Source organism: Variovorax sp. 01N429, assembly GCF_056399425.1.
Map to the genome: position 1 here is coordinate 1 of NZ_JBFTRG010000013.1, position 22,463 is coordinate 22,463.

Here is a 22,463-nt window from a genome sequence, read left to right on the forward strand (position 1 = left end):
TCTTCGTGGAGCCTTCCGCTTTCACGAGGAATTCGCGGTCGCCGTCGAGCTGCTCAACAAGGGGCTGGTCGACGTCAAGCCGCTGATATCGGCAACCCTGTCGTACCGCGATTCGGCCCGCGCCTTTGCGCTGGCGGCCGATCGTACGCGGGCGATGAAAGTGCTGCTGAACTTCGAGTGAACGCATCCCCTCGCGCCATTCTCGAGCTTCGATCCCATCCGCCAGCACTTTGCGCTCGAGCATCACCTGTTGCGCCCACCGCCCTATCGCAAGCAACTGGCTGCGCGCTTCGACGCCTGGCGTCTTTTCACGGGCCTCACCCAAAATCCGCTTGCCGCCTTCTGAATCGCAACGCCGCCTGCCGATGTTGCGACCATTCACCTTCAACGTGACAAGGCCCTTCACGTCAGTCGAGGGTCGCCCGCGCCAGAAAGGGGGCCAGCTGTTCGCGCGCCATTTCAGGCGTCACCACATCCGCGGGGTCGAGCTTTTCGTAGCTATAGCTCTCCGGGTCATCGTAGATGCGCTCCGCAATGAGCTTCGGCTGCGGGTCGTTGGTGTACGAGAAGATCTGGAACAGATGGTGGTTCATGAGGTAGTAGGCACCGGGATCGGCATCGATGTCGTGGTCCCCGAGGCAGCTGCCGGGCACCACGTGGGTCCAGACGGCCTCCGTGGTGACGCCATAGTCCTCCGCGCCCATGTTCATGGTGCGCGCACCCATGACGTTCTGCCGGGTCTCGAACGCTTCCCTGTAGAACCCTTCGACGGCTACCTTTCCCGATAACACTCGCATCTCCCTGCGATCTCCCACGCGGTACATGGGCTCGTCGATCGTGAGTTCGGGCACGATGATCTGATCCCAATAACCGGCAACCTCCAGCAGAAGGTGACGGAAATAGTTCTTGAGGATTGCCCGGTGCAAGGGCTTCTGTGTCTGCTCCAGAAAGCGTTCGACCTGTCGCGGCCACTCGGTGACGTCGAACTTCGGCGGAATGCGCATGAGGGTGAGCGCGTCGGTTGTATTGAGCGCTGGGCTGCGCCCGGACAGATTTGCGGTTGTCATCTTCTCTACTCCTGGTGAATTCCCGATCGGCGATAGCGGGCTCGCCGCTGCCGAATCAGGAGGTGATTCCGTGTCCAGCCTGGGCTAGAAATTCACGGCGTCTCGCCCTTTCAGGCGAAGCATCTGCCTGGCCTCATCGGGCGTGGCGACATCGAGCGAAAGCGCCTCGATGGCTGTCCTGATGCGGCGGACCTGATCGGCATTGGAGCGAGCGAGACGACCCGGACCGTCCCACAACGAGTCTTCCAGTCCCACGCGCACATGGCCGCCGACAGCAACTCCCAGGGTCGCCATGGGGATCTGATTGCGCCCCGCACCCAGCACCGACCACACGTATGCATCCCCGAACAGGCGCTCAGCCGTTCGGCGCATGTGCATCAGGTCTTCCACTTGCGCGCCGATGCCGCCGCGCAGGCCGAACACGGACTGAATCAGGAGCGGCCCCTTGACGAGACCGCGATCCAGAAAATGCGCAGCGGTGTAGAGGTGGCCGATGTCATAGCACTCGATCTCGAAGCGCGTTCCATTGGCCGAGCATGACCTCAGGATGTATTCGATGTCCCTGAAACTGTTGCGGAAGACGAGATCGTCGCTGTTCTGCAGGTACGGTCGCTCCCAGTCGTGCTTGAACTCCTTGAAGCGATTCAGCATCTCGTAGAGTCCGAAATTCATCGAACCCATGTTGAGCGACGCGACCTCGGGCGCGAACTGGGCCGACCGTCTGACGGGTCACGTGCGTGAAGGTGCACGATGGCCGCGCCCGCGCTGGCTGCATCCAGGGCAGCCTGCGCGATCTCGGCTGCCGTCACTGGCAGGTAGGGCGACATCGAGGGCGTGTGGATCGCGCCCGTGATGGCGCAGGTGACGATGACCTTGCGCGGATCGGACATTGGTTTTCCTCAGTCGCCGTCGATGACGGGGTTCGAGAGCAATCCGACGCCTTCGATCTCCACTTCGCAGACGTCACCTGCCTTCATGAAGATCGGTGGATTTCGAGCTGCGCCGACGCCCGAAGGCGTGCCTGCGATGATGATGTCGCCGGGCTCCAGCGCAAAGGGCTCAGAGCAGACGGCGACGAGGCGTTCGACGTCGAAAATCATGTCGCGCGTATTGGCATCCTGCAGGATCCGACCGTTGAGGCGGGTTTGCAGGCGCAGCCCCACCGCGCCGCGAGGCAGTTCATCGGCGGTGACGAATTCAGGCCCGAAGGACCCAGACCGGTCGAAGTTCTTTCCCATCATCCATTGAGCGGACTTCGTCTGGTAGTCCCGAACGGAGCCGTCGTTGAATATGGAATAGCCAGCCACATGCTCCAGTGCACGCGCCTTGTCGATGTAGCGGCCCGCCTTCCCGATCACTACGACCAGCTCTCCTTCGTAGTCGAACTGGGTAGACACGTGCGGCCGCTCCAGCGGCATGCCATGCCCCACCCATGAACTCGGGTAGCGATGGAAAAGCACAGGGTACTTTGGCGGCTCGAAGCGGCTCTCCGCCACGTGGTCCACGAAATTCAGCCCCACGGCGATAGCCTTCGCGGGCGCGGCAACAGGAGGCAGCCATGCGATCTCCGACGCATGCAATCGGCTGCGCGCGGTCTCTCCGGCGTGCCTGGCTGCTTCCATGCCGGCGGACCCGGCGCGAAGCAGTTGATCCAGCGTGGAAGGCAAACCTTCGGCAGTAAGGTTGACGATCTCCTGATCGATACGCAGGCCGAGTGCAGGTTTGCCGTTGCTGTTGAATGCTAGAAGTCGCATGGTGTGATTCCTGTTGCTAGATCACGGAAAGCAAGCCACCGTCGACCAGAAGCGCGATGCCGCTGACGTAGCTCGACATGTCGGAGCCGAGCCACGCGACCGCATCGGCAATCTCCGATGGCTTGCCGAGGCGCCGCAACGGCGTGCGCTGCCTGAAGCCGTCGGATACGGCGGCAATCGCGGGATTGGTGCGCAGAAGATGCGTGTCGATGATTCCTGGGGCGACTGAATTGACGCGAATGCCTTCAGGTCCCAGCGCGTCGGCAAGGGCCTTTGCCATCAGCACGACACCGCCTTTGCTCGTCGAGTACGCCACGGTCATGCCAGCACCGGCGATCCCGCCCATGCTGGCCATCAGGATGATGCTGCCCGCCCTGCCGCGCGCCTTCATCTGCCGCGCCGCTGCCTGAGCACTGAACAGAACGCCATCGAGATTCACAGCCATCAGCCGGCGGTAGTCTTCTTCGGCTACATCGGCACCGTCCGAACGCAGCGTGATGCCGGCATTGCACACCATCACATCCACTCCGCCGAACTCCGAAGCCGTATCGAGCAGTGCGTCGACCTGCGAACGCTTGCTCACGTCCGTGCGATGAAAACGAACGGCGACGCCAAGCACCTCGATTTCCGAGACGATCGTGCTGCCGCCTTCATTGGAAGTCTCGGTGATGTCCGAGACGATGACGGCCTTTGCACCATACTGGGCAGCACCGATCGCGATGGCCCGTCCAATGCCGCTGGCCGCGCCGGTGACGAGGACGACCTTGCCTTCGAGAATGTTGCTCATGTCAATCCTGCCCCTGCATGGCTGGCGGCCAGGCGCCGAGTTGCCGCAGCAAGGAGAAGAGATTCGCTACGCCCCAGTGCTCTGTGATCTTTCCGTTCTGAACGCGCATGGCATCGACGGTTTCGAAGTGGATCTTTCGTCCAGTGGGCGCAATACCGAACATGGCGCCCTGGTGCGTGCCGTGATAGGTCTTGAACGTCGTCACGACGTCACCCTCGACACGCTGCCAATGGATGTCCGCGTGAAAGTCCGGAAACGCGGTGCGCAGCGTCTTGTAGAGGGCCCAGGGCGCCAGCCTTGTCCGGCGTGCAATTGGGCTGCGGCGTGTGGTCGAGGAAGTCATCGGCAAAGAGCTCGTCGAAGAGCGCGTAGTTGCCACCACCCTGGACCTCTTCGGTATTGCGGCGGATGAGGGCCTTTGCCGCTTCGCCCGCAGCGTTCGTGGTGCTCATGATGTTCTCCGGGAAGGGTCAAGACTCAACCGAACAGCTTGGCTGCCGTCTTTGCAATCAGCTCGCCCTGGTGCCGCGCACCCGCGAGATCGATCTGCGTCGGCTGACGCGATCCATCGCCTCCGGCGACGGTGGTCGCCCCGTAGGGAGCACCTCCGACGATCTCGTCGACGCTCATCTGGCCCTGGTGGCTGTATGGGAGCCCGACGATGGTCATTCCAAAGTGCAGCAGGTTGGTGATGATCGAGAACAGCGTCGTCTCCTGGCCGCCATGCTGCGTGGCAGATGAGCTGAATGCGCCTCCGACCTTGCCGTGGAGAGCACCACGCATCCAAAGCCCACCGGCCTGGTCGAGGAATGCAGCCATCTGCGATGACATGCGACCGAAGCGCGTGCCCGTACCCACGACGATCGCGTCGTAGCTCTCGAGGTCCGCAATCGCCGCGATGGAAGCCGTCTGGTCGAGCTTGAAGTGCGCGGCCTTCGCGACCTCCAGGGGCACGGTTTCGGGTACGCGCTTGATGTCCACCTGCGCCCCCGCGCTTCGCGCGTCCTCGGCCACCGCTTCGGCCAACTTCTCGATGTGGCCATAGGACGAGTAATACAGGACAAGAACTTTGCTCATGATGATCTCCAGGGTTGCTGGTGCGGCCGAACGCAGCGGCCGCGAGCCGACGTCATTACCGGGGTCCTGTCGTAGCGGACTCCGGCGTGCTGCGATGACATGCCTGAAGACTAGGAGCTCGTCATTTCTTCCGGAAGCCTGTTTGTCTCGATGGCATCCATCGTCGGAGCCGATGGCAGCCGATTTCCCGCGGACCTCGCTAGCCGCAGCTTCCAATGTGGCCGCACGCCGTGCAGAAGTCGCAACCGTCCTTCTGGATCATCGTGGCGTTGCCGCATTCGGGACACACGGCGCCGAGCATGGGCAGCGGCTGGTCGGCCATGGTCACGGGGGCTTGCAGGATGCCCATCGCCCGCAGCGGATATCCCTCGGCGTCGAGCACGCCCAGCATGGCATAGCGATGGATGATCAGCCGCGCCACATAAGCAACGGTCGAAGGCCAGACCTGCTGACGCTGGCTGCCCGCCGGTAACCCCGGCACAAACGCCATGAAGTGGCCCAGGGGCTCGGCGTAGTTGAGCAGCTTGCGCAGCTTCATGCCGATCCATGCCGGGTCGAGCACGCGCATGTCCAGCGACAGAATTCGCACCAGCCCGTCCAAAGCCCTCGGGTAGTTGCCCGAGAGTCCCAGCGCGCACGGCCGGGCAACCTTGCCGCCCTGCCCGTCCGGCAGCAGGACTTCCTTGAGCATCAAGGTAAAGGTCTCGTCGCTTGCCGGGTTGTGCACGTCCACGGCCCAGGCGAGCGTTCCGTTGGGCCCGGTCTGCGGCTCCTCGCGACTGAACAGCGCGTCGATGACCGGCGTGGCCGCGCCCTCTGCGCCCTTCTCGCCCTCGTCGCCCTGCCAGAGCCCCAACTGCTCGCATCGCCAACGGATCACCGCCGCGGTGGCCGCCACGACGCCAGGAAAACGCCGCATCTCTCCGTTCGGCGGAAACGGCATCTCGAACGAACGCTCTTCCTGCACGGTGGTCAGCACATCGAGCTTCAGGCGCATCCACGTGGCGTCCTTGGCGCGAAGATCCATCGACAGTGTCTTCGCCAGCGCACCCAGGCCCCGCGGCTGCTCAGCGCCGTTGATCCAGACTTCGAACGGCGCTTGCTTGCCATCTTCTGGCAGTTCGCCGATGAAGAGGGCGAACTCGCCGTAAGGATGACGAACCATGTACGACCACGCGGCGTTCCCCGCCGGCAGGTCCGGGCGGCCCGGCCAGCGCAGTGACGCGAGCACCGGCTGCGGCATGCGTTCGAGCAGCAACCGTTCATTCAGCGGGCCGGCGTCGATCGTCATGGGTTGCTGCGCACCGGCCGAGGATGGCGTGCTCAGCACCGCGCCCAGCACGGCATTGGGCCGATAGGTGGCCATGCCCTTCAAGCCCGACTTCCAGGCACGCAGATACAGGTCCTTGAAATCCGCATAGGGATAGTCGGCGGGCACATTCACCGTCTTCGAGATGCCCGTGTCCACATGCGGCGCCACGGCCGCGACCATTTCCTCGTGCGCCTGCGCGCTCATTTGCAGCGCAGTCACGAAAGCCTCCGTGAGCGGCGCAGCCTCTCCCTTCAGGTGCCGATACAGCCGCCATGCGTGGTCTTCGACCGCATGCTCTTCAAAGCCGCCTTCGGGCGTGCGCTTGCGGCGCGTGTAGGTCCACGAGAAGGCAGGCTCGATGCCGTTGCTGACGTTGTCCGCGAAGGCGAGGCTGATGGTGCCCGTGGGCGCGATCGAAAGCAGATGCGAGTTCCGCAGGCCCGTCGCACGGATGCGCTCCTTGAGGGACGCGGGCAGCCGCGAGGCGAAGGTGTCGCGCCTGAGATAGAGGTCGGCGTTGAACAGCGGAAAGGCGCCCCTCTCCGCCGCGAGTTCAATCGATGCTCCGTATGCGGCATCGCGCAGGACCTCCGCAATGCGCCGGGCGGCATCGCGCGCCGCGGCGCTGTCGTAGCGCAGGTTCAGCATCACCAACGCATCGCCGAGCCCGGTAAAGCCCAGGCCGATGCGGCGCTTGTTGCGCGCCTCTTCACTCTGGCGCTCCAGGGGCCACACGGAGATGTCCAGCACGTTATCGAGCATGCGCACCGCCACGGCCGCGAGCCGCGCGAAGGCCCCCTCGTCGAAAACAGCATCCGCTTCGAAAGGATGGCGCACGAACCGTGTCAGGTCGATGGAGCCCAGGCAGCAGCAGCCGTATGGCGGCAGCGGCTGCTCGCCGCAGGGGTTCGTGGCCGCGATGCTCTCGCAGTACGAGAGGTTGTTGTCGCGGTTGATCCTGTCCAGGAACAGAACGCCAGGCTCCGCATGGTCGTAGGTCGATCGCATGATCTGGTCCCACAGCGTGCGCGCCGACACCGACCGATAGACCCACAGGCCGTCTTCGCGCTGGCGTTCACCGCCGCCTTTCCAGCGCGGTCCCGGTGCGGCGCGGTGCACCAGTTCGAAAGGCTTGTCTTCCTGCACCGCATTCATGAACGCATCCGTCAACCCGACCGAGATATTGAAATTGCTCAGGTCGCCCTCGTCCTTGGCATGGATGAATTCCTCGATGTCCGGATGGTCGCAACGCAAGACGCCCATCTGGGCGCCCCGGCGCGAACCCGCGGACTCGACCGTCTCGCATGAACGATCGAAGACGCGCATGTAGGACACCGGCCCGGATGCGCTCGACCGCGTGCTTTCAACCCAGGCGCCGCGCGGGCGAATGCGCGAAAAGTCGTAACCGACGCCCCCGCCACGGCGCATGGTCTCGGCCGCTTCGGTCAGCGCGACGTAGATACCAGGATAGCCTTCGTCGTCGGCCGCAATGGAGTCGCCCACCGGCTGCACGAAGCAATTGATCAGCGTTGCGGACAAGGCCGTGCCGGCCGCCGACTGGATGCGCCCCGCAGGCAGGAAGCCATCTTCCAGAGCACGCAGGAAGCGCGACTCCCATTGCGCGCGCAACTCAGGCTTCTCGGCTTGAGCGACCGCGCGGGCCACGCGCCGACAGACGTCGGCGATGCTGCGCTCGTCGTCCTTGGCGTACTTCTCGAGCAGCACCTCGCGGCTGATCGGCTGCACAGGCAGCGTCTCGCGCGTGGGCGTAGGCGAAGTCTTCAGGGCATCGGTATCCGTCGACATGGCGCACCCTCTCGGATGAAGCACAGGCGTACATGATGCGATGCCAACGGGTCTTTCGTCCAGCCCGGGGCCGGCGCCGCCGTTTTTGCTTCTTGAACCATGTCGCGGTAGGCTCGTGGCTCCCGCGCCCGAAGCGCAGCCGAGCCCATGGAAAAGCACTACCTCGCACCCCTGTTTTCCCCTGCCTCCGTCATCGTCTTTGCCGGAGCACGCGGTGAAACGGGCGGCCCGTCCGTGCCGGTGCTCGTCGAAGCACTGCAGGAGGCCCTGCGCGCGCAGCGCTTTGCCGGCACGCTCCACTTCCTCGACATCCACACAAGTGGAACGCTCGGCGATCTCGCCCAGGCCCGCGCGGATCTCGCCGTCATTGCGCTGCCGCCTCAGGAGATCGCCGCCGCGCTGGAGCTGGCGGGGCGCATCCGCTGCCGGGCCGCGTTGGTGATATCGAACGGCATCGACAACGGGCAAGCCGCGGCCCTCAAGAAGATCGCCCAGCGCGAGGACATGCATCTGCTGGGGCCCAACTCGCTGGGATTCCAGCGCCCGCATCTGCAACTCAACGCCAGCGTCGCGGGGCCGCTGGCCAAGCCGGGCTCGCTGGCGCTGGTGTCGCAGTCAGGCGCGCTCACTGCGTCCATGCTGGATTGGGGGCGCAAGAACATGGTGGGCTTCTCGGCGGTCGTGTCGGTCGGCCCGCACAGCAGTCTCGACATTGCCGAAGTGCTCGACTTCCTGGCGCACGACTCGCAGACGCAGAGCATCATCGTGTACTTCGAAGGCATCAACAACGCGCGCCACTTCATGAGCGCGCTGCGTTCCGCAGCCAACGCCAAGCCGGTGGTCGTACTGAAGGCCGGACGCAAGCCTGCCGGCAACGAAGCCGCGCAAACGCACAGCAGCACCATCGTCGGCAGCGACGATGTGTTCGATGCCGCACTTCGCCGCGCGGGGGCCGTGCGGGTGCGCTCTTTCGTGGAGCTTTTCTCCGCAGCCAAGTGCCTGGCCTCGCGGTACCGGCCCGTGGGGCGGCGGCTTGCAATCATCACCAACGGGGGCGGCCCCGGTGTGCTCGCGGCGGATTGGGTCAACGAAATCTCCCTCGACCTCGCCAAGCTGTCGCCGGCGTCGGTCGCTGCACTGACGCCCCAGTTGCCGGCATTCGCGTCGTTGTCCGACCTGATCGACCTGTCTGAAGACGCCACGCCGGTCAACCTGGAGGCGGCCATCGCGGCGGCCGGCAAGGACCCGGCTGTCGATGGCCTTCTCGCCATCTATTCGCCCAAGATCGGCACCGATGCATCGGCGATGGCGCGCGCGCTCGTCAGCGCGCACCGCTCCATCAGCAAGCCGCTGCTGTCGTGCTGGATGGGCGATGCGTCGGTCGGCGAGGCGCGCGCGATCATCAACGAGGCGGGCATCCCCACCTTTCGCACGCCGGAAGCCGCCGTGGGTGCCTTCGGCAACATCGCGGCTTTCTACCAGAACCAGCAATTGCTGCAGCAGATCCCGCCGCCCTTGTCGACGATGGCCAAGCCGGACATCGAAGGGGCCAGGCTGGTAATCGAAAGCGTGCTGGCGGAGCGGCGCAAGGTGCTGACCGAGATGGAGTCCAAGACCTTGCTCTCGGCCTTTCACATCCCGATCACGAGGACCCTGCTGGCACGCACTGCGCACGAGGCCATGATGATCGCGACGCAACTCGGCTTTCCGGTAGCCCTCAAGATCGATTCACCCGACATCAGCCACAAGTCTGACGTGGACGGGGTGGCGCTCAACATCATGAATGGCGCCAGCGCGCGGGACACCTACCTCGACATGGTGGAGCGCGTGAGGCGCCTGATGCCCGATGCGCGCATCAACGGCGTGACGGTGCAGAAGATGGCCCGGGCGCATCGTGGGCGCGAGATCCACGTCGGCCTGGTGACGGACAAGCCTTTCGGCCCGGTGATCGTCTTCGGCGCGGGCGGCACCATGATCGAACTCATCAATGACCGCTCGATGGAGCTTCCGCCGCTCAATACCTTTCTTGCGCGCCAGCTGATTGCGCGCTCGCGCGTGGCCGAAACGCTGGGAGAGTGGCGGGGCGCCAGCGCGGTCGACATGGAGGCCCTCGAGCAACTGCTGTTGCGTGTCTCCGAGATGGTGTGCGAGCTGCCCGAGCTGCGCGAGATGGACATCAATCCGATCATCATCGACGCTTCGGGCGCAGTGGCGGTGGATGCCCGCATCCTGATCGACAGTGCGTCGCGGCCAGCCAGTGGCCGCTCGAACGACTATCACCACCTGTCGATACTCCCCTACCCCGCCCGGCATGAGCGCGTATGGCCGATGCCCGGCGGCGGCATGTACACCGTGCGGCCCATTCACCCGGGCGATGCGCAGATGCTGCAGGAACTGGTGCAGCACTTGTCGCCGCAAAGCCGCTACTTCCGCTTCGTGTCCTGGTTCCAGGAACTGCCGGCGACCATGCTGTCGCGCTTCACGCTGATCGACTACGACCGCGAAATGGCGATCGTGGCGGTGTTCTCCGAGCGTTCCACCGATGCGTCGGGCGCCAGCCACGAGACGGAACGCATCGTCGGCGTGTCGCGCTACATCACCAACCCCGACCAGCGAAGCTGCGAGTTCTCGCTGCTGGTCGCGGATGAATTCAGCGGCAAGGGCATCGGTTCTAGACTGATGGAAAGCATCATCGAAGCGGCGCGCGAGAAGGGCCTCTCGGAAATCGATGGGCTCGTCCTGACAAGCAATTCGGAGATGTTGAAGCTGATGCGAAAGCTGGGCTTTTCGGTCAAGCGTTTCGACGAGGATCCCGATTTCCGGCTGGTGACCTTCAACCTCTGAACCGGGCGACGATGTTGCCGTCTCGCAGGAGGTCAAAATCCGCAGATGCAACAAGCCAGATTCACATTGCTTCGATTTCCTCGCATCGCCTCCTTGATGTTGACCGCGACGGCCGCGCTCCTCGCGGGATGCGCCTCCGCGCCGCCCGCTGGGACGTCATCGCCTGCCGTTGCCGCTCAGAGTACACAACCCACGGCGAAGCCTCCTGCAACAGCAACGCCAGTAGCGCCAACAGCCCCTGCAGTGCCGCCCGCCGACGACGCAGCGTTGCAGCAAAAATTCGCTGCGTGGGTCGCAGACTTCCGCACATCCGCGCGCGCGTCGGGCGTCAGCGAAGCAACGCTGCACAGCGCCTTTGATGGTGTTCAATTCCTGCCGCGAGTCATCGAACTCGATCGCGCCCAACCCGAATTCACGCGCTCCGTCTGGGACTACCTGGACAACACCGTGACAGCTCAACGCGTCGCGCTCGGCCAGGACAAGCTGCTTCAAGTGCGCACCGAAGCCGACGCGGCCGCACGCCGCTATGGCGTTCCGCCCAGCATCGTGGTCGCGATCTGGGGCATGGAAAGCAATTTCGGCGGCAACTATGGCAGCACACCCACCATCGACGCATTGGCAACGCTCGGCTTCGAAGGGCGCCGCGAAGATTGGGCAAAACGCGAATTGCTGTCGGCACTGAAGATCCTCGACAACGGCGACATCGTTCGCGAACGCATGATCGGCTCCTGGGCCGGGGCCATGGGCCAGACGCAATTTTTGCCGTCGAACTTCCTGGCCTATGCAGTGGATGCGGATGGCGACGGACGGCGCGACATCTGGGGCAGCATGGCCGACGTCACTGCCTCCACCGCCAATTTCCTGGCCCGTTCAGGTTGGCAAACAGGGCAGCCTTGGGGCGTCGAGGTTCGCTTGCCGGAGGGCTTCGAGTACGCCCGCGCGGACATGGCCGTGCGCCAGTCCTCCGCCCAATGGTCGGCCGAAGGAATCAAGAGCATCGACGGCAACGCACTGCCGGATTTCAGCGACGGCTCTATCCTGCTGCCCGCCGGCTCGCGCGGACCGGCCTTCCTGGTTGGACCGAATTTCCGCGCGATTCTTCGCTACAACAACTCCACCAGCTACGCGCTGGCGGTCGGGCTTCTCGCGCAACGGCTGGATGGCGGCCCGGGCGTGCAGGCGGCCTGGCCGCGCGACTTGGGCACTCTTTCGCGCAGCCAGTTGATCGAACTGCAGACTGCGCTCAATCAACTTGGCTTTGCAACGGGCGCACCCGACGGTGTCATGGGGCCGGCTACGCGCGATGGAGTGCGCCGCTACCAGCGCAGCATCGGAATGCCCGCAGACGGTTATCCCAGTGCGCAATTGCTTCAGCGTTTGCAGCAGCCGTAGCCGAAGCCTCCATCAACGAACAAAGGACGCGAGCGGTGGCAGCTTGAACCATGGCAAGGCTGCGTCTACATTGGGCGCGTTTGCACGGCGGTCTTTTTTTCTTCTTTCTTGAAAGTCCAAAGGATTCCCATGTCCAGGCTACGTGTTCAATGCTTTTCCGTTTCACTCGATGGCTTCGGCGCCGGGCCGAATCAGAATCTCCAAAATCCGCTCGGCGTTCGAGGGCCCGAGTTGATGGAATGGTTCTTTCCCACGCGCGTGTGGCGAAAGATGCAGGGCCTCGAAGGCGGCGAAACCGGCATCGACAACGACATGGCAGAACGAGCCTTCGAAGGCATTGGCGCGTGGATTCTGGGTCGAAACATGTTCGGTCCCGTGAGGGGCCCATGGCCAGACGATCGTTGGAAGGGCTGGTGGGGCGATGAGCCGCCATATCACACGCCAGTCTTCGTGCTGACGCAGTATCCCCGCGCTCCGCTCGCAATGGCTGGCGGCACCGAGTTCCGCTTCGTCACCGAAGGCATCCACGTCGCCTTGGCACAGGCGAAAGCCGCTGCGGGTGGGCAAGACATTCGCCTGGGAGGCGGCGTATCGACAGTCCGGCAATACCTTCAGGAAGGACTCATCGACGATCTGCATCTCGCCTTCAGGCCCGTGTTGCTGGGGTCCGGCGAGCATCTCTTTCGCGACATCGACTTGCATGCACTGGGTTATGAATGTGCTGATTCAGTCGCGGGTGAACGCGCAACGCATGTCTTTCTCAAGAAGCGCTGACACACCGCGGAAACTGAATTGTCGAACCTGAGACTTCCAGTCAGGTTGACGCTCTATGATTGACTCACATATTGACTCACATTTGGAAGCGATTAATTAATGACTCAAAGCTACAGCCAGATCCAGAAGCAGATCCAGACCCTGCAACTCAAGGCCGAGAAACTGCGCGACAAGGAGATCGAGGGAGTGGTGGCGCGCATTCGGGTCGCCATTGAACATTACCGACTGACGCCTGAACAACTGTTCGCCAGACTCCCCGCCGAACAAAAGACTCGCCGGCCGGGCAAATCGGGGGCCCGCGTCGCACGCTATGCCGACGGAACGGGAAACACCTGGGGTGGCATCGGCAAGCGACCTGACTGGCTGCGCGAAGCTCTCGCCGCCGGGCGAGCACTCGAAGAGTTCGCGACCGGCGCCGCGGCAAAGCCCAATGGGCGCGCCAACGGCGTAAAGCCGAAGAAGTCGCGCGTTCTGTACCGCGACGATGCCGGCCACACCTGGAGCGGCATGGGGCCACGTCCGCGCTGGCTGAAAGAAGCACTCGAAGGCGGCAAGACATTGGAAGAAATGTCCGCCTGACCGCCTGATCTTCCGGCCACTCGGTCTTTCGGCAGAGCCCACTCCACCTTCTTGCGGATGGACAGCGGCGGGTTCGCTGTGCTGAACTCGCACACGCCGCAATAGCGCGGAGGCCAGGCGAGGGACCCCGCAATGGATGACGAACAACAACGCGCGACGGCATGGCTGTCGTGCGACCTGGCCGAGTTGGCTGACGAGTTGCGGCTTTACGAGCCGACTCATTCCAGAGCCGAACCTGACTTCGACGTCGTGATCGTCGGCAGCGGGTATGGCGGCGCCATGGCATTGAGCGAGCTTGCGGGCCATGGCATCAATGGAAGGCCCCTGCGCATCGCCATGCTCGAGCGCGGCAAGGAATATCTGGCCGGCGCTTTTCCTTCCCGAATGGCCGACTTGGCGGGCCATGTGCGTTTCAGCAGGGCCGGCACCGGTGCGGTGCATGGAGAGACTCCCGGGCTCTTCGACCTGCGCATCGGCGGCGACGTGAATGTGGTGTTGGCCAACGGGTTGGGGGGCGGCTCCCTGATCAATGCGGGCGTGATGGCCGCGCCGCTGCCAGAGGTCTTGCAGCATCCGCGTTGGCCCGATGGCATCCGTCAAGACGCGGCACTGCTCGCCGCGATGGCCGAAGTCAGCGAGCAACTGAAGTCGACTTCGAGCCAGGCATTTGCTGGTCGCGGTGCCTTGATGAGCCAACTCGGCGGCGGAGTGGCGCACCCGGTCGACGTCACGGTGGCGCAGCATGACGACACCACAAGAGGCATCCGGCATTGCACGGGCTGCCGTGCCTGCGCCACGGGCTGCAACGAACGCGCGAAGTTGTCGCTCGACGTCACATTGATGGCCGACGCCTGTGCGCGGCATCCGGCGCCACTTCGCATCGTGACCGGCGCGACAGTGACCACCTTCGCAAAGCTGGGCGATCACGACTGGAAAATTTCGGTGACGCACACGGACACCGGCTTGCGCCGCCACATTCGCGAACCCTACGCATTGCGCACCCGGTGCCTCATCGTTGCGGCAGGCGCGCTCGGTTCCACCGAGCTGCTCATGCGTTCCCGCAACAACAAGCTCGCGGTATCGGCCGTCCTGGGGGAGCGCTTTTCCACCAACGGGGACAACCTGAGCACCATCTATCGACACGCGGGCGCCACACCTTCGGCGGTCGATCAGGACGGACCGACCATCACGCGGATGATCGATCTGCGCGAAGAGCACAACCGGCTCAAGAAGGACGACAAGCCCGTCGTGATCCAGGACTTGGCGATTCCGGCCGCGCTGCGTCGACTGCTCGAGGAAACCGCCACCACGGTCGCCACCATCCGCTCGCTGACCAAGGCCGACTCGACCCGTTATGCAGGCACGCCGGACGAACCCGACAGCGCCGGCATCGACAAGGATGCGATCGACAACAGCCTGGTGGTTGCCGTCATCGGGCACGACAGCGCGAGCGGGCGCCTCTCGCTCCCTCCCGATGCGGCCGAAGGCACGAAGGGCAACAAGGGCACACCGAAGGGGACTCAAGGCACGCTTGGCGTGGTCTGGCCGGGAGTGCGCAAGGACCCGAGCTTCGAGCACCATCAGGACATCCTCGAACGTCTGGTGCACCAGCAACTGCCGGGCGCGGCGGTTCTGCCGAACCCGGCGTGGCGTCCGCTTCCGGACATGCTGGAGCAGCTTTTCGGCCCGGCTCGCGGACCGGTGTTGACGGTGCATCCGCTCGGAGGCTGCGCGATGGGCGAGTCTTCCGCGACGGGTGTGGTCGACGAACACGGCCGCGTCTTCGAATGCGATGCGAAGGGCGGCGTCCACAAGGGACTGGTCGTGCTGGACGGCTCGATCATGCCGACTTCGCTCGGCATCAATCCATCGTTGACCATTGCGACCTTGGCGCGTCGAGCCATCCGCCATCTGCGCACCGAATGGGGCTTTGTTGCATTGGATGCCGCAGTGGAGCCGCCGAAACCGCCGAAAGCGCCATCGACATGGAATCCGCTGCGGCCGGTGTTTACCTATCCGACCCCGCCGAAGCCGGCGCAGCCGACGTGCATCGAGATGACAGAGCAGATGAAGGGACGCGTGACCATCGACTGCAAGGGAAAGCCGGTGCCGCTGGACATGGAACTGACGCTCTGGTTCGAGCCGGCGGCGATTCCCGATCTCATCGCCGCGCGCTCCAAGCGGCAGATGGTCGTCGACCCCACGCGCAGCCGCGTGCGGCTCTTCACGCCTTCGCCGATCCTGCCTGCCGTCATTGAACTGGGTGCGCCGGCCAGGCAAGGCTCTCCAGCCAAAGACATGGTCCTCGAAGCGCCAGTTCAGGGCGAGCTGACCATGATGCGCCACTCGCCGTCGGGCCGGCTCTCCCGCACGCTGTCCGGACTGTGGTCGTGGTTTCGCAATCGCGGATTCCGCGACGCTTCGCAATCGGTGATCGACTGGTTTCGCGGGCGCCCGTCCAAGGGTCGCGCGAGCATCTGGACGCTGGTCAAGTCGGTCTTCAACCTGGCCTCTCGCGCAGCGGACACCCGTTTGCTCGAATATGACCTGCGGCTTCTCGAGCCAGCCCACGTTGCCAAAACGCTTGGCGATGCGAAATGGGAGGACGGACGCGTTCGCGCAGTCAAGCGGCTGACCTACGAGCGTGCTGCGAATCCCGCCAATCAATGGATGTATGCGGATCTGGTCGACTTTCCTCATCGGCATCGCTCCGACGAGCGCAAGCCGATCAGCGTCGATCTGCCCTACTTCGCGAGCGTCAACGTCCCGTTGGCGCGGGTGGTGTCGCAATCCGATCAGGCAAGCGCATTGGTCGACGTCGCATCGCTCTTGCTGTATGTGTCGCGCGTCATGCTGCCGCTGCATGCATGGTCGCTTCGTCTTCCGGATCGGCCGGAGCCGCGTGAAGCCAAGCGGCTGCCGGGCGCCATCGAAGGGTTGCCGCTGCCAGACATCGTGGAGCTTGCCGTCGATCGGCTCAGGGACGACACCCCCGTCCACCTGCGCCTGACGCGCTACGGGCCGGGCGCGAAGCACGGGGCCAACCCCGTGATCCTCATCCACGGCTACAGCGCCAGCGGCACGACCTTCGCCCATCCGCTGCTTCCGGGGGGCGGGCTTGCCGGCGCGCTGTTCCGCGACGGGCGCGATGTGTGGGTGCTCGATCTGCGCAGCAGCGCCGGCATGCCGACGGCGCGCGAGCCGTGGTTCTTCGAGCAAATGGGTTGCCAGGACATTCCCCTGGCAATCGACCATATCTGCCGCTGCACCGGTGCGCAGCGCGTGGACGTCGTCGCGCATTGCATGGGCGCGGCGATGCTGGCGCTGGGCCTCTTCGCGGAGAAGCTGGAGCCCGGCGTCGACCGCTTTCCGAAACTGCGTGCGGCGCTGCACCAGCGTCTGGGCTGGCTCGTACTGTCGCAGGTCGGCCCCGCGCTGGTCATGTCGCCGGCCAATATGGCTCGTGCCTATGTCATGCAGTGGCTGCGACAGTTCGTGAATCTGGGAAGCTTCGAGTTCACGCCCGAGAAGCCGGGTACGGCAGACGACATGGCCGACCGCCTGCTCGCGGCCGTGCCCTACCCGCAAGCAGATTTCTTTCGCGAGAACCCGATGTGGCCCCCGGGCGCACGCACCACCTGGGCGGCGGCCCGGCACCGCATGGACGCCCTGTATGGCGTCACCTTCAAGCTGGACGGCATGTCGGATGCAGTGCTCGAAGCCATCGACGATTTCTTCGGGCCGATGAACTTGCAGACGGTTGCGCAAGTCATTGCCTTCGCGCGCTACGGCATCGTCACCGACCGCCGCGGCGATGGCGCCTGCATGGTGCCGAGCCGGATCGCGGAGGTCTGGCGGACCAGGGACTCCACACACCGCACGCTGTGCCTGCACAGCACCGAGAACGGGCTCCTGGACATCGCGACACGCGAGAGGATGATCGACCTGCTCAATGACGCGCATTGCGCGGGGCAGTCGATCGAGTTCCGCGACATGGGCCACCAAGACAGCCTGATCGGTCGCCGTGCGCCGGCCGTCTATCGCGCCATCTGCCAATTCTTGTCCAAGGAATCGAGCTATGACGACCAACCCCGCGTTGACCCCTCGGCGGCTGCTGCGCAAGATGCTGCCGCCGAGGTCCTTCGCTGCGCCGCCAATTCTTGAGAGCGACGGCAAGCTCACATTCCGGGCGAGCTTCGACCAGCGCAATGGGGTGCCGACGTCGGCGGTCCTCATGCCGGTAGTGGTGCACCAGGATCAATGGAAGATCCTGAAGGAAGGACAGCCCGTCGACCTGCGCGACATCCGGCGAATCGGCGCCGAAGCGGTCATGGCGGACGTTCTTGCCGACGGCGCAACCGTGACCACGACCCTCTCCTGGCCTTCCGGCACCGATCGTGCCGTGCTCCTGCTGATTCATCCGCAGACGAAGGTCGACGTGGAGATCGCGAGCGATCAGGACTTCGACGAGATCGTCGATCACAAGGAAGCCATTTCGCTCGAAAGCGGCGTCGTCACACGCCGGGGATCGGGAGCGGACGTGCCCAACACGCATGCAGCATTCGCCGTCAGCAGCTGCCAGTACCCTGCCGGCATGCTCGACGGCAGCGTGAGAGTGCGCAGCCGCGCACTGGACGATCGCTACATCGGACCCGCAGAGCGCTCGCTGTGGCGGCTGGGCGAGCGCCTGGAGAACGACGAGTCGATCCGCTTCACCGTGCTGACGGGCGATCAGGTGTACGTCGACCGCACGGCAGGCTTGTTCGATCCGAGCAAGCTGCTCGAACGGCTTGCCTTTGCATACGAAGCCTTCATGCTCAACGCCGGGCTGCAGCGCGTACTGCGCGTTGCCGGCGCCGAGATCTTTCCCATGCTCGACGACCACGAGGTCTCGGACAACTGGGAGCCCCGGCCGCGGGGCTTCGGGCACGACGAGATCCAGGACGAGATCAAGCAGAGCCGCCAGGCGTATGTCGCGCGCCAACGCAGCATGTGGCCGAAGTCGACCCACGACGAGTCGCCCAGCAAGGACCAGCTGTGGGTCAGCAGGCAGGTGCATGGATACCCGTTCTTCTTTGCCGACGCGCGCACGCAGCGAACGGGCCGGACCATCGAAAACCTGAAGGACGCCACCATCCTCGGCACAGGCCAATCCGACAACCTGCACACGTGGATCAAAGGCCAGCGCGCCTCGGACGGACCCAGCTTCGTGGTCTCTTCATCGATCCTGCTGCCGCGCTACCTGTCGATGCAGAAGTGCGGAGTCACGAGCGCATGCCACGCTGTCGCCCTGCAGACGGATTCGTGGGCGGGATACCCCAAGTCGCTGCACGATCTGCTGGCGTGGGTGTATGACGCCGAAGCGCATCGCATCGTCTTCCTTTCGGGCGACGAGCATCTGTCCTGCCTCGCCACGATCAAGATCGAACGCCTCGACGTGCCGGGCAAGTGCGTGACCGTTCATTCCATTCACAGCTCGGCGCTGTATGCGCCTTATGCGTTTGCCAATTCAAAGGTGGAAGATTTCGCGTCGCCTGACTGCTTCGAGTTCGAACAGGATGATCAGGATGACCACAGCGGCAAGCGGCGGCGATTCCGGTGCAGCGTCGAAACCTTCTTTCCGCGCACCGGTGACGGCTTCGCAATCGTCAGGCCTTGCCCGACGGGTGCCTCGTCCTGGCGGCTCGATGTGGATTTCGATGGTGCGGACGGGCAGGCGCGGCGGTCAATCCACCTTTGATCGCTCAGTGCGCGACCGATTCCACGGCGCGGCCCATGGCCTGGATCAGCTGTACGCCATCGACGGGCTTGTAGAGCACCGTGATCCCGGCTTTTCGCGCGTCGGCAATGCGCCGCGGTTCGGTCTCGCCGGTGATCATCAAGCCCGGCGCATCGCAGCCACGGCGCTTCAATGCCTCCCATGCGTCAAGGCCCGATGCGTTGTCGCGCAAGCGAAAGTCGATGAGCAGCACGTCGGGCGAGAAGCCCCCTGCGTGAATCTGCTCGGCTTCCTGTTGGTCGCTAGCCGAACGCACTTCCCAGCCGAGCGTGTCCAGCAAGGTGGTCAACGATTCCCGAATCTCGGGCTCGTCGTCGATGAAAAGAACCCGTCTGCGAACGCTGGTCGGATCGAATGCCGAATCGGCCCGATTGACTTCGGGGCCGACCCGCGCGGGTGACGGTATGCGCGGCAGCGAAATCTCGAAGACCGCGCCCTGGCCCGGCGCACTGTTCATCTTGACGCTGACTCCCAGCAGGTCGGAGATGCGCCGCACGATGGCGAGCCCGAGCCCCAAACCGCGGCTGCGATTGCGTTCCGGATTGCCGCCCTGGTAGAACTCCTCGAAAACATGCGCCTGCGCCTCGACCGGAATGCCCGGCCCGGTGTCGGACACGCGGATGCAAACTCTTTCCTCGTGCGCGCCGTCCGCGAATGCCTCGATCGATACATGGCCTTCACGCGTGAACTTGATGGCGTTGCCCACCAGGTTCTGCACGATGCGGCGCAGCAGCGCGACATCGGTCCGCACCCAGAGGCCTTTGTGATGCCCGCCGAGGCATCGAAGGTCGAGGCCGGCGGCATTCGCCACCGGCGTGAACGTTTCGCCCGTGTGGGCCAGCAACTGCATCACGTCGACTTCCTGCGACTCGGCACGCACCGCACCGGCGTCGAGCTTGGAGACTTCAAGCAGGCTGTCGAGCAGCGAACTGCTTTCCGACAGGGCGCGGCGAATGCCCTGCCCTACTTTGTCCAGCATCTCGTCGCCGCTCAGCCGTGCGAGTTCCTGCACTGTCGCCGCGTTGTACGACAGCGCCGTCAAGGGCTGACGCAGGTCGTGGCTGGCCGCGGCAAAAAACCGGGTCTTGGCTTCGCTCGCTTTTTCAGCCCGGTCGCGCTCGCGCCGAAGCGACTCGGACAGCGTGACGAGAGTCACCAGCGTTCGCCCCTCATCGCGCACATAAAAGGTGAGCACCGTGAACAGAAGAAGAAGCAGCGTCGCAATGGCCGTGCCGTCGATGGTGCCGCGCGTCAGCCATGCGATCGACAAGGTGCCCCCGATGATCGCCGCCCATCCAACATAGGTACGCAAATGCCCGGTCACAGGCGAGATCGCGCCGACCGCGCTGCCGACGAAGATCATCGTCAGGATGTAGTGCAGTTCACTCACGGGTCGCGCAAAGATCATCAACACCACCGAGGCGCGGACTACGGCCAGTCCCACCATGGCGGCGGCCGAGCGCGAGAGCCATTGCGCCGGCGTCACGCGGCCCGGCTGCCCAAGCCACAGCAAATAGATGACCCGCGCCACGTGCGCCGCCGCCATGACGGCGAACCAGATCCATGCATAGACGCCGAGCCCCGCTTGCAGGGCCACCCACGTGACGAAGGCGTCCGCGATGATGAGCGGCCCCAGAAGGCGGCGCAACTGCTGCATCGACAGGCGCGCCTGCTCCGCTTCGACGAGCGGCCTGAGTTCCGCGGCCGGAAGGCCGACGCTCGCGTCAGTGATCACCTGCACCCCTGACGCGAGCCTCGTGCGCCGCTTCTCCTCGCTTGTGTACGCCCACGATCTGAAGAATGGCTCGCACGTGCGTCTTCACCGTGGTGTCCGAAATGTCGAGATCCCGCGCGATCTGCTTGTCCGAGGTGCCCCGCATCAGCGCACGAAAGACCTCCGCCTGGCGGGGGGTCAACTCCGGGTAGAGCGCCTCGACATCGATCGGATGCACGACGCCGCTGGGCGGCCCTTCTCCTGCGCGGCCCGGGTGGCGCTGCGGACGGCTGATGCCGCCTCGCAAGGCGACACGCACTGCGTCGAGCAGCGCCGCGGGATCAGCGCCCTTGGAGACGTAGCCGGCCGCTCCGAGGGCGAGCGCCCGGTCCATGACGACGTCGCGGTCGTCGCCCGAGACGACGATGATGGGCGTATGGCTGTTTGTCTCGCGCAGCGCACGGATGGAGCGCTCGCCATCGTGCGTGCCGAGCCACCAGTCGAGCAGGACGAGTTCATAGGGAAAGGTTTCGATCAGCCGCTTGGCGCTGTCGAGATCGCGCGCCTTGTCCAGGGACGCGTCCGGCATGATCAATTGAAGCAGAAGCTCGAAGGAGTCGCCGACGAGTTGATGGTCTTCAATCCAGAGCGCGCGCATTTCAGATGTCTCCAGGGCTGCCTGCAACGCCGGCCAAATGTCCCAGAAGCCGCGGCAGCCGGAACGCAGCCTGGGAATCGCGCCAGACTACCACTTTGCAAATGCCGCCGGGGTCCTTCTTTTGGAGGAGCGGGCCCCTTGCGCGGAGAGGTGCGCTTCAGGTGATCAGGTCGTGCGAGCGCGCGAAATCCAGCAGTTCGCCGGGCGTGGAGATGCCGAGCTTCTCGAACAGGCGGGCCTTGAAGGTGCTGACGGTCTTGTGGCTGATGACGAGCGCATCGCCGATTTGGCGGTGGCTCATTCCGCGCGCCAATTGCTGCAGCACGGTGAGTTCGCGGTCGGTCAAGCTCGACAGGGGCAACCCACCGCTTTTCCGGAGCGCCAGGATGGCGGAATGCGGAAATACGCTGTAGCCCTCCATGAGCGATTTGGCGGCGTTGCGTACCATTCGCATGTCCTCGCTCTTGCTGAGGAAGGCGCCGGCACCCGCGCGCAATGCATGCCTTGCCAAAATGCCTTCATGCTGTGCCGTGAGCACCAGGATCTTGATGGCGGGATGCTCGCTCCGGATGTGCCCGATGAGAGCGAGACCGCTCATTTCCGGGGAGAGGTCCAGATCGAGGATGACCAGATCCGGCATCTTCTCTTGAATCATCGGCAGAGCGGCCGGTCCGGAATGCGGGGTGCCGATGACTTCGAATTCACCATCAGATTCGATCGTCGCCTTGACCGCAAAGCAAATCGCGGGATGGGCATCGACCACCACAACTGAGTACATGTCGCTTCCTTAGGCTCGCGCCGTTCAACGGTCGATGACTTGTGCGCCGCAAAATGCTTCGCACTGCCGCCTCCACGTCCTGTGAGGCGCCCTGGATTTTTTCACGACCCGAACTTCGAGATGCGTCTTCGCCGCTATGGAA

Annotated in this window: 16 protein-coding genes and 3 pseudogenes; 8 read left to right on the forward strand and 11 right to left on the reverse strand. The window is 64.3% G+C overall.

The features are described from left to right. A pseudogene (locus AC1DSF_RS21430) lies at positions 1-181 on the forward strand (L-idonate 5-dehydrogenase); the annotation flags it as partial. Between the two features lie 21 nt (positions 182-202). Continuing rightward, positions 203-346: pseudogene (locus AC1DSF_RS21435) on the forward strand (IS6 family transposase); the annotation flags it as partial. A gap of 61 nt (positions 347-407) precedes the next feature. On the opposite strand, the gene AC1DSF_RS21440 reads toward AC1DSF_RS21435, so the two are convergent. The 8 genes and pseudogenes from AC1DSF_RS21440 to AC1DSF_RS21475 all read right to left on the reverse strand — a co-directional run bounded on the left by AC1DSF_RS21440 (position 408) and on the right by AC1DSF_RS21475 (position 7,803). Next, positions 408-1,067, reverse strand: coding sequence for a hypothetical protein (locus AC1DSF_RS21440; RefSeq protein ID WP_478143358.1), 660 nt, complete (start codon positions 1,065-1,067; stop codon positions 408-410). An 84-nt stretch (positions 1,068-1,151) separates the two neighbouring features. Next, a pseudogene (locus tag AC1DSF_RS21445) lies at positions 1,152-1,957 on the reverse strand (beta-keto acid cleavage family enzyme). A 9-nt stretch (positions 1,958-1,966) separates the two neighbouring features. Next, complete coding sequence (locus tag AC1DSF_RS21450; RefSeq protein WP_478127645.1) at positions 1,967-2,821, reverse strand: fumarylacetoacetate hydrolase family protein; 855 nt, start codon at positions 2,819-2,821, stop codon at positions 1,967-1,969. Between the two features lie 16 nt (positions 2,822-2,837). After that, positions 2,838-3,608 (reverse strand): SDR family NAD(P)-dependent oxidoreductase, encoded by a 771-nt coding sequence (locus tag AC1DSF_RS21455; protein ID WP_478127646.1) that lies wholly within the window; start codon positions 3,606-3,608, stop codon positions 2,838-2,840. 1 nt (position 3,609) lies between these two features. Then, complete coding sequence (locus AC1DSF_RS21460) at positions 3,610-3,921, reverse strand: ester cyclase (protein WP_478127770.1); 312 nt, start codon at positions 3,919-3,921, stop codon at positions 3,610-3,612. Beyond that, positions 3,818-4,060, reverse strand: coding sequence for a hypothetical protein (locus AC1DSF_RS21465; RefSeq protein WP_478127775.1), 243 nt, complete (start codon positions 4,058-4,060; stop codon positions 3,818-3,820). The genes AC1DSF_RS21460 and AC1DSF_RS21465 overlap by 104 nt, the downstream gene beginning before the upstream one ends. 25 nt (positions 4,061-4,085) lie before the next feature. After that, complete coding sequence (wrbA, locus tag AC1DSF_RS21470; protein WP_478127647.1) at positions 4,086-4,685, reverse strand: NAD(P)H:quinone oxidoreductase; 600 nt, start codon at positions 4,683-4,685, stop codon at positions 4,086-4,088. A 199-nt stretch (positions 4,686-4,884) separates the two neighbouring features. Beyond that, positions 4,885-7,803: an adenosylcobalamin-dependent ribonucleoside-diphosphate reductase gene (locus AC1DSF_RS21475; RefSeq protein WP_478183408.1), complete on the reverse strand. Its 2,919-nt coding sequence runs from the start codon at positions 7,801-7,803 to the stop codon at positions 4,885-4,887. A gap of 147 nt (positions 7,804-7,950) precedes the next feature. On the opposite strand from AC1DSF_RS21475, the gene AC1DSF_RS21480 reads away from it, so the two are divergent. The 6 genes from AC1DSF_RS21480 to AC1DSF_RS21505 all read left to right on the forward strand — a co-directional run bounded on the left by AC1DSF_RS21480 (position 7,951) and on the right by AC1DSF_RS21505 (position 19,132). Then, positions 7,951-10,647: a bifunctional acetate--CoA ligase family protein/GNAT family N-acetyltransferase gene (locus AC1DSF_RS21480; RefSeq protein ID WP_478127649.1), complete on the forward strand. Its 2,697-nt coding sequence runs from the start codon at positions 7,951-7,953 to the stop codon at positions 10,645-10,647. Between the two features lie 96 nt (positions 10,648-10,743). Beyond that, entirely contained in the window at positions 10,744-12,039 is a 1,296-nt protein-coding gene (locus tag AC1DSF_RS21485; protein ID WP_478127771.1) for a lytic murein transglycosylase, read from the forward strand. Between the two features lie 129 nt (positions 12,040-12,168). Beyond that, positions 12,169-12,813 carry a dihydrofolate reductase family protein gene (locus AC1DSF_RS21490; RefSeq protein ID WP_478127650.1) on the forward strand — a complete coding sequence of 215 codons (645 nt, stop codon included), beginning with the start codon at positions 12,169-12,171 and terminating at the stop codon, positions 12,811-12,813. 99 nt (positions 12,814-12,912) lie between these two features. Next, entirely contained in the window at positions 12,913-13,392 is a 480-nt protein-coding gene (locus AC1DSF_RS21495; protein WP_478127651.1) for an H-NS family nucleoid-associated regulatory protein, read from the forward strand. Positions 13,393-13,524: 132 nt separating this feature from the next. After that, a complete protein-coding gene (locus tag AC1DSF_RS21500; RefSeq protein ID WP_478127652.1) occupies positions 13,525-17,556 on the forward strand; it encodes a GMC oxidoreductase in 4,032 nt (1,343 codons plus the stop codon). Then, positions 17,471-19,132, forward strand: coding sequence for an alkaline phosphatase D family protein (locus AC1DSF_RS21505; RefSeq protein ID WP_478127653.1), 1,662 nt, complete (start codon positions 17,471-17,473; stop codon positions 19,130-19,132). Before AC1DSF_RS21500 ends, AC1DSF_RS21505 begins: the two co-directional genes overlap by 86 nt. A gap of 4 nt (positions 19,133-19,136) precedes the next feature. On the opposite strand, the gene AC1DSF_RS21510 is transcribed toward AC1DSF_RS21505, so the two are convergent. From AC1DSF_RS21510 to AC1DSF_RS21520, 3 genes are all read right to left on the reverse strand, one after another. Then, positions 19,137-20,906: a sensor histidine kinase gene (locus AC1DSF_RS21510; RefSeq protein WP_478127654.1), complete on the reverse strand. Its 1,770-nt coding sequence runs from the start codon at positions 20,904-20,906 to the stop codon at positions 19,137-19,139. Beyond that, complete coding sequence (locus AC1DSF_RS21515) at positions 20,896-21,543, reverse strand: response regulator (protein WP_478127655.1); 648 nt, start codon at positions 21,541-21,543, stop codon at positions 20,896-20,898. The genes AC1DSF_RS21510 and AC1DSF_RS21515 overlap by 11 nt, the downstream gene beginning before the upstream one ends. A 157-nt stretch (positions 21,544-21,700) precedes the next feature. After that, complete coding sequence (locus AC1DSF_RS21520) at positions 21,701-22,321, reverse strand: response regulator (protein ID WP_478127656.1); 621 nt, start codon at positions 22,319-22,321, stop codon at positions 21,701-21,703. Positions 22,322-22,463 lie beyond the last annotated feature (142 nt).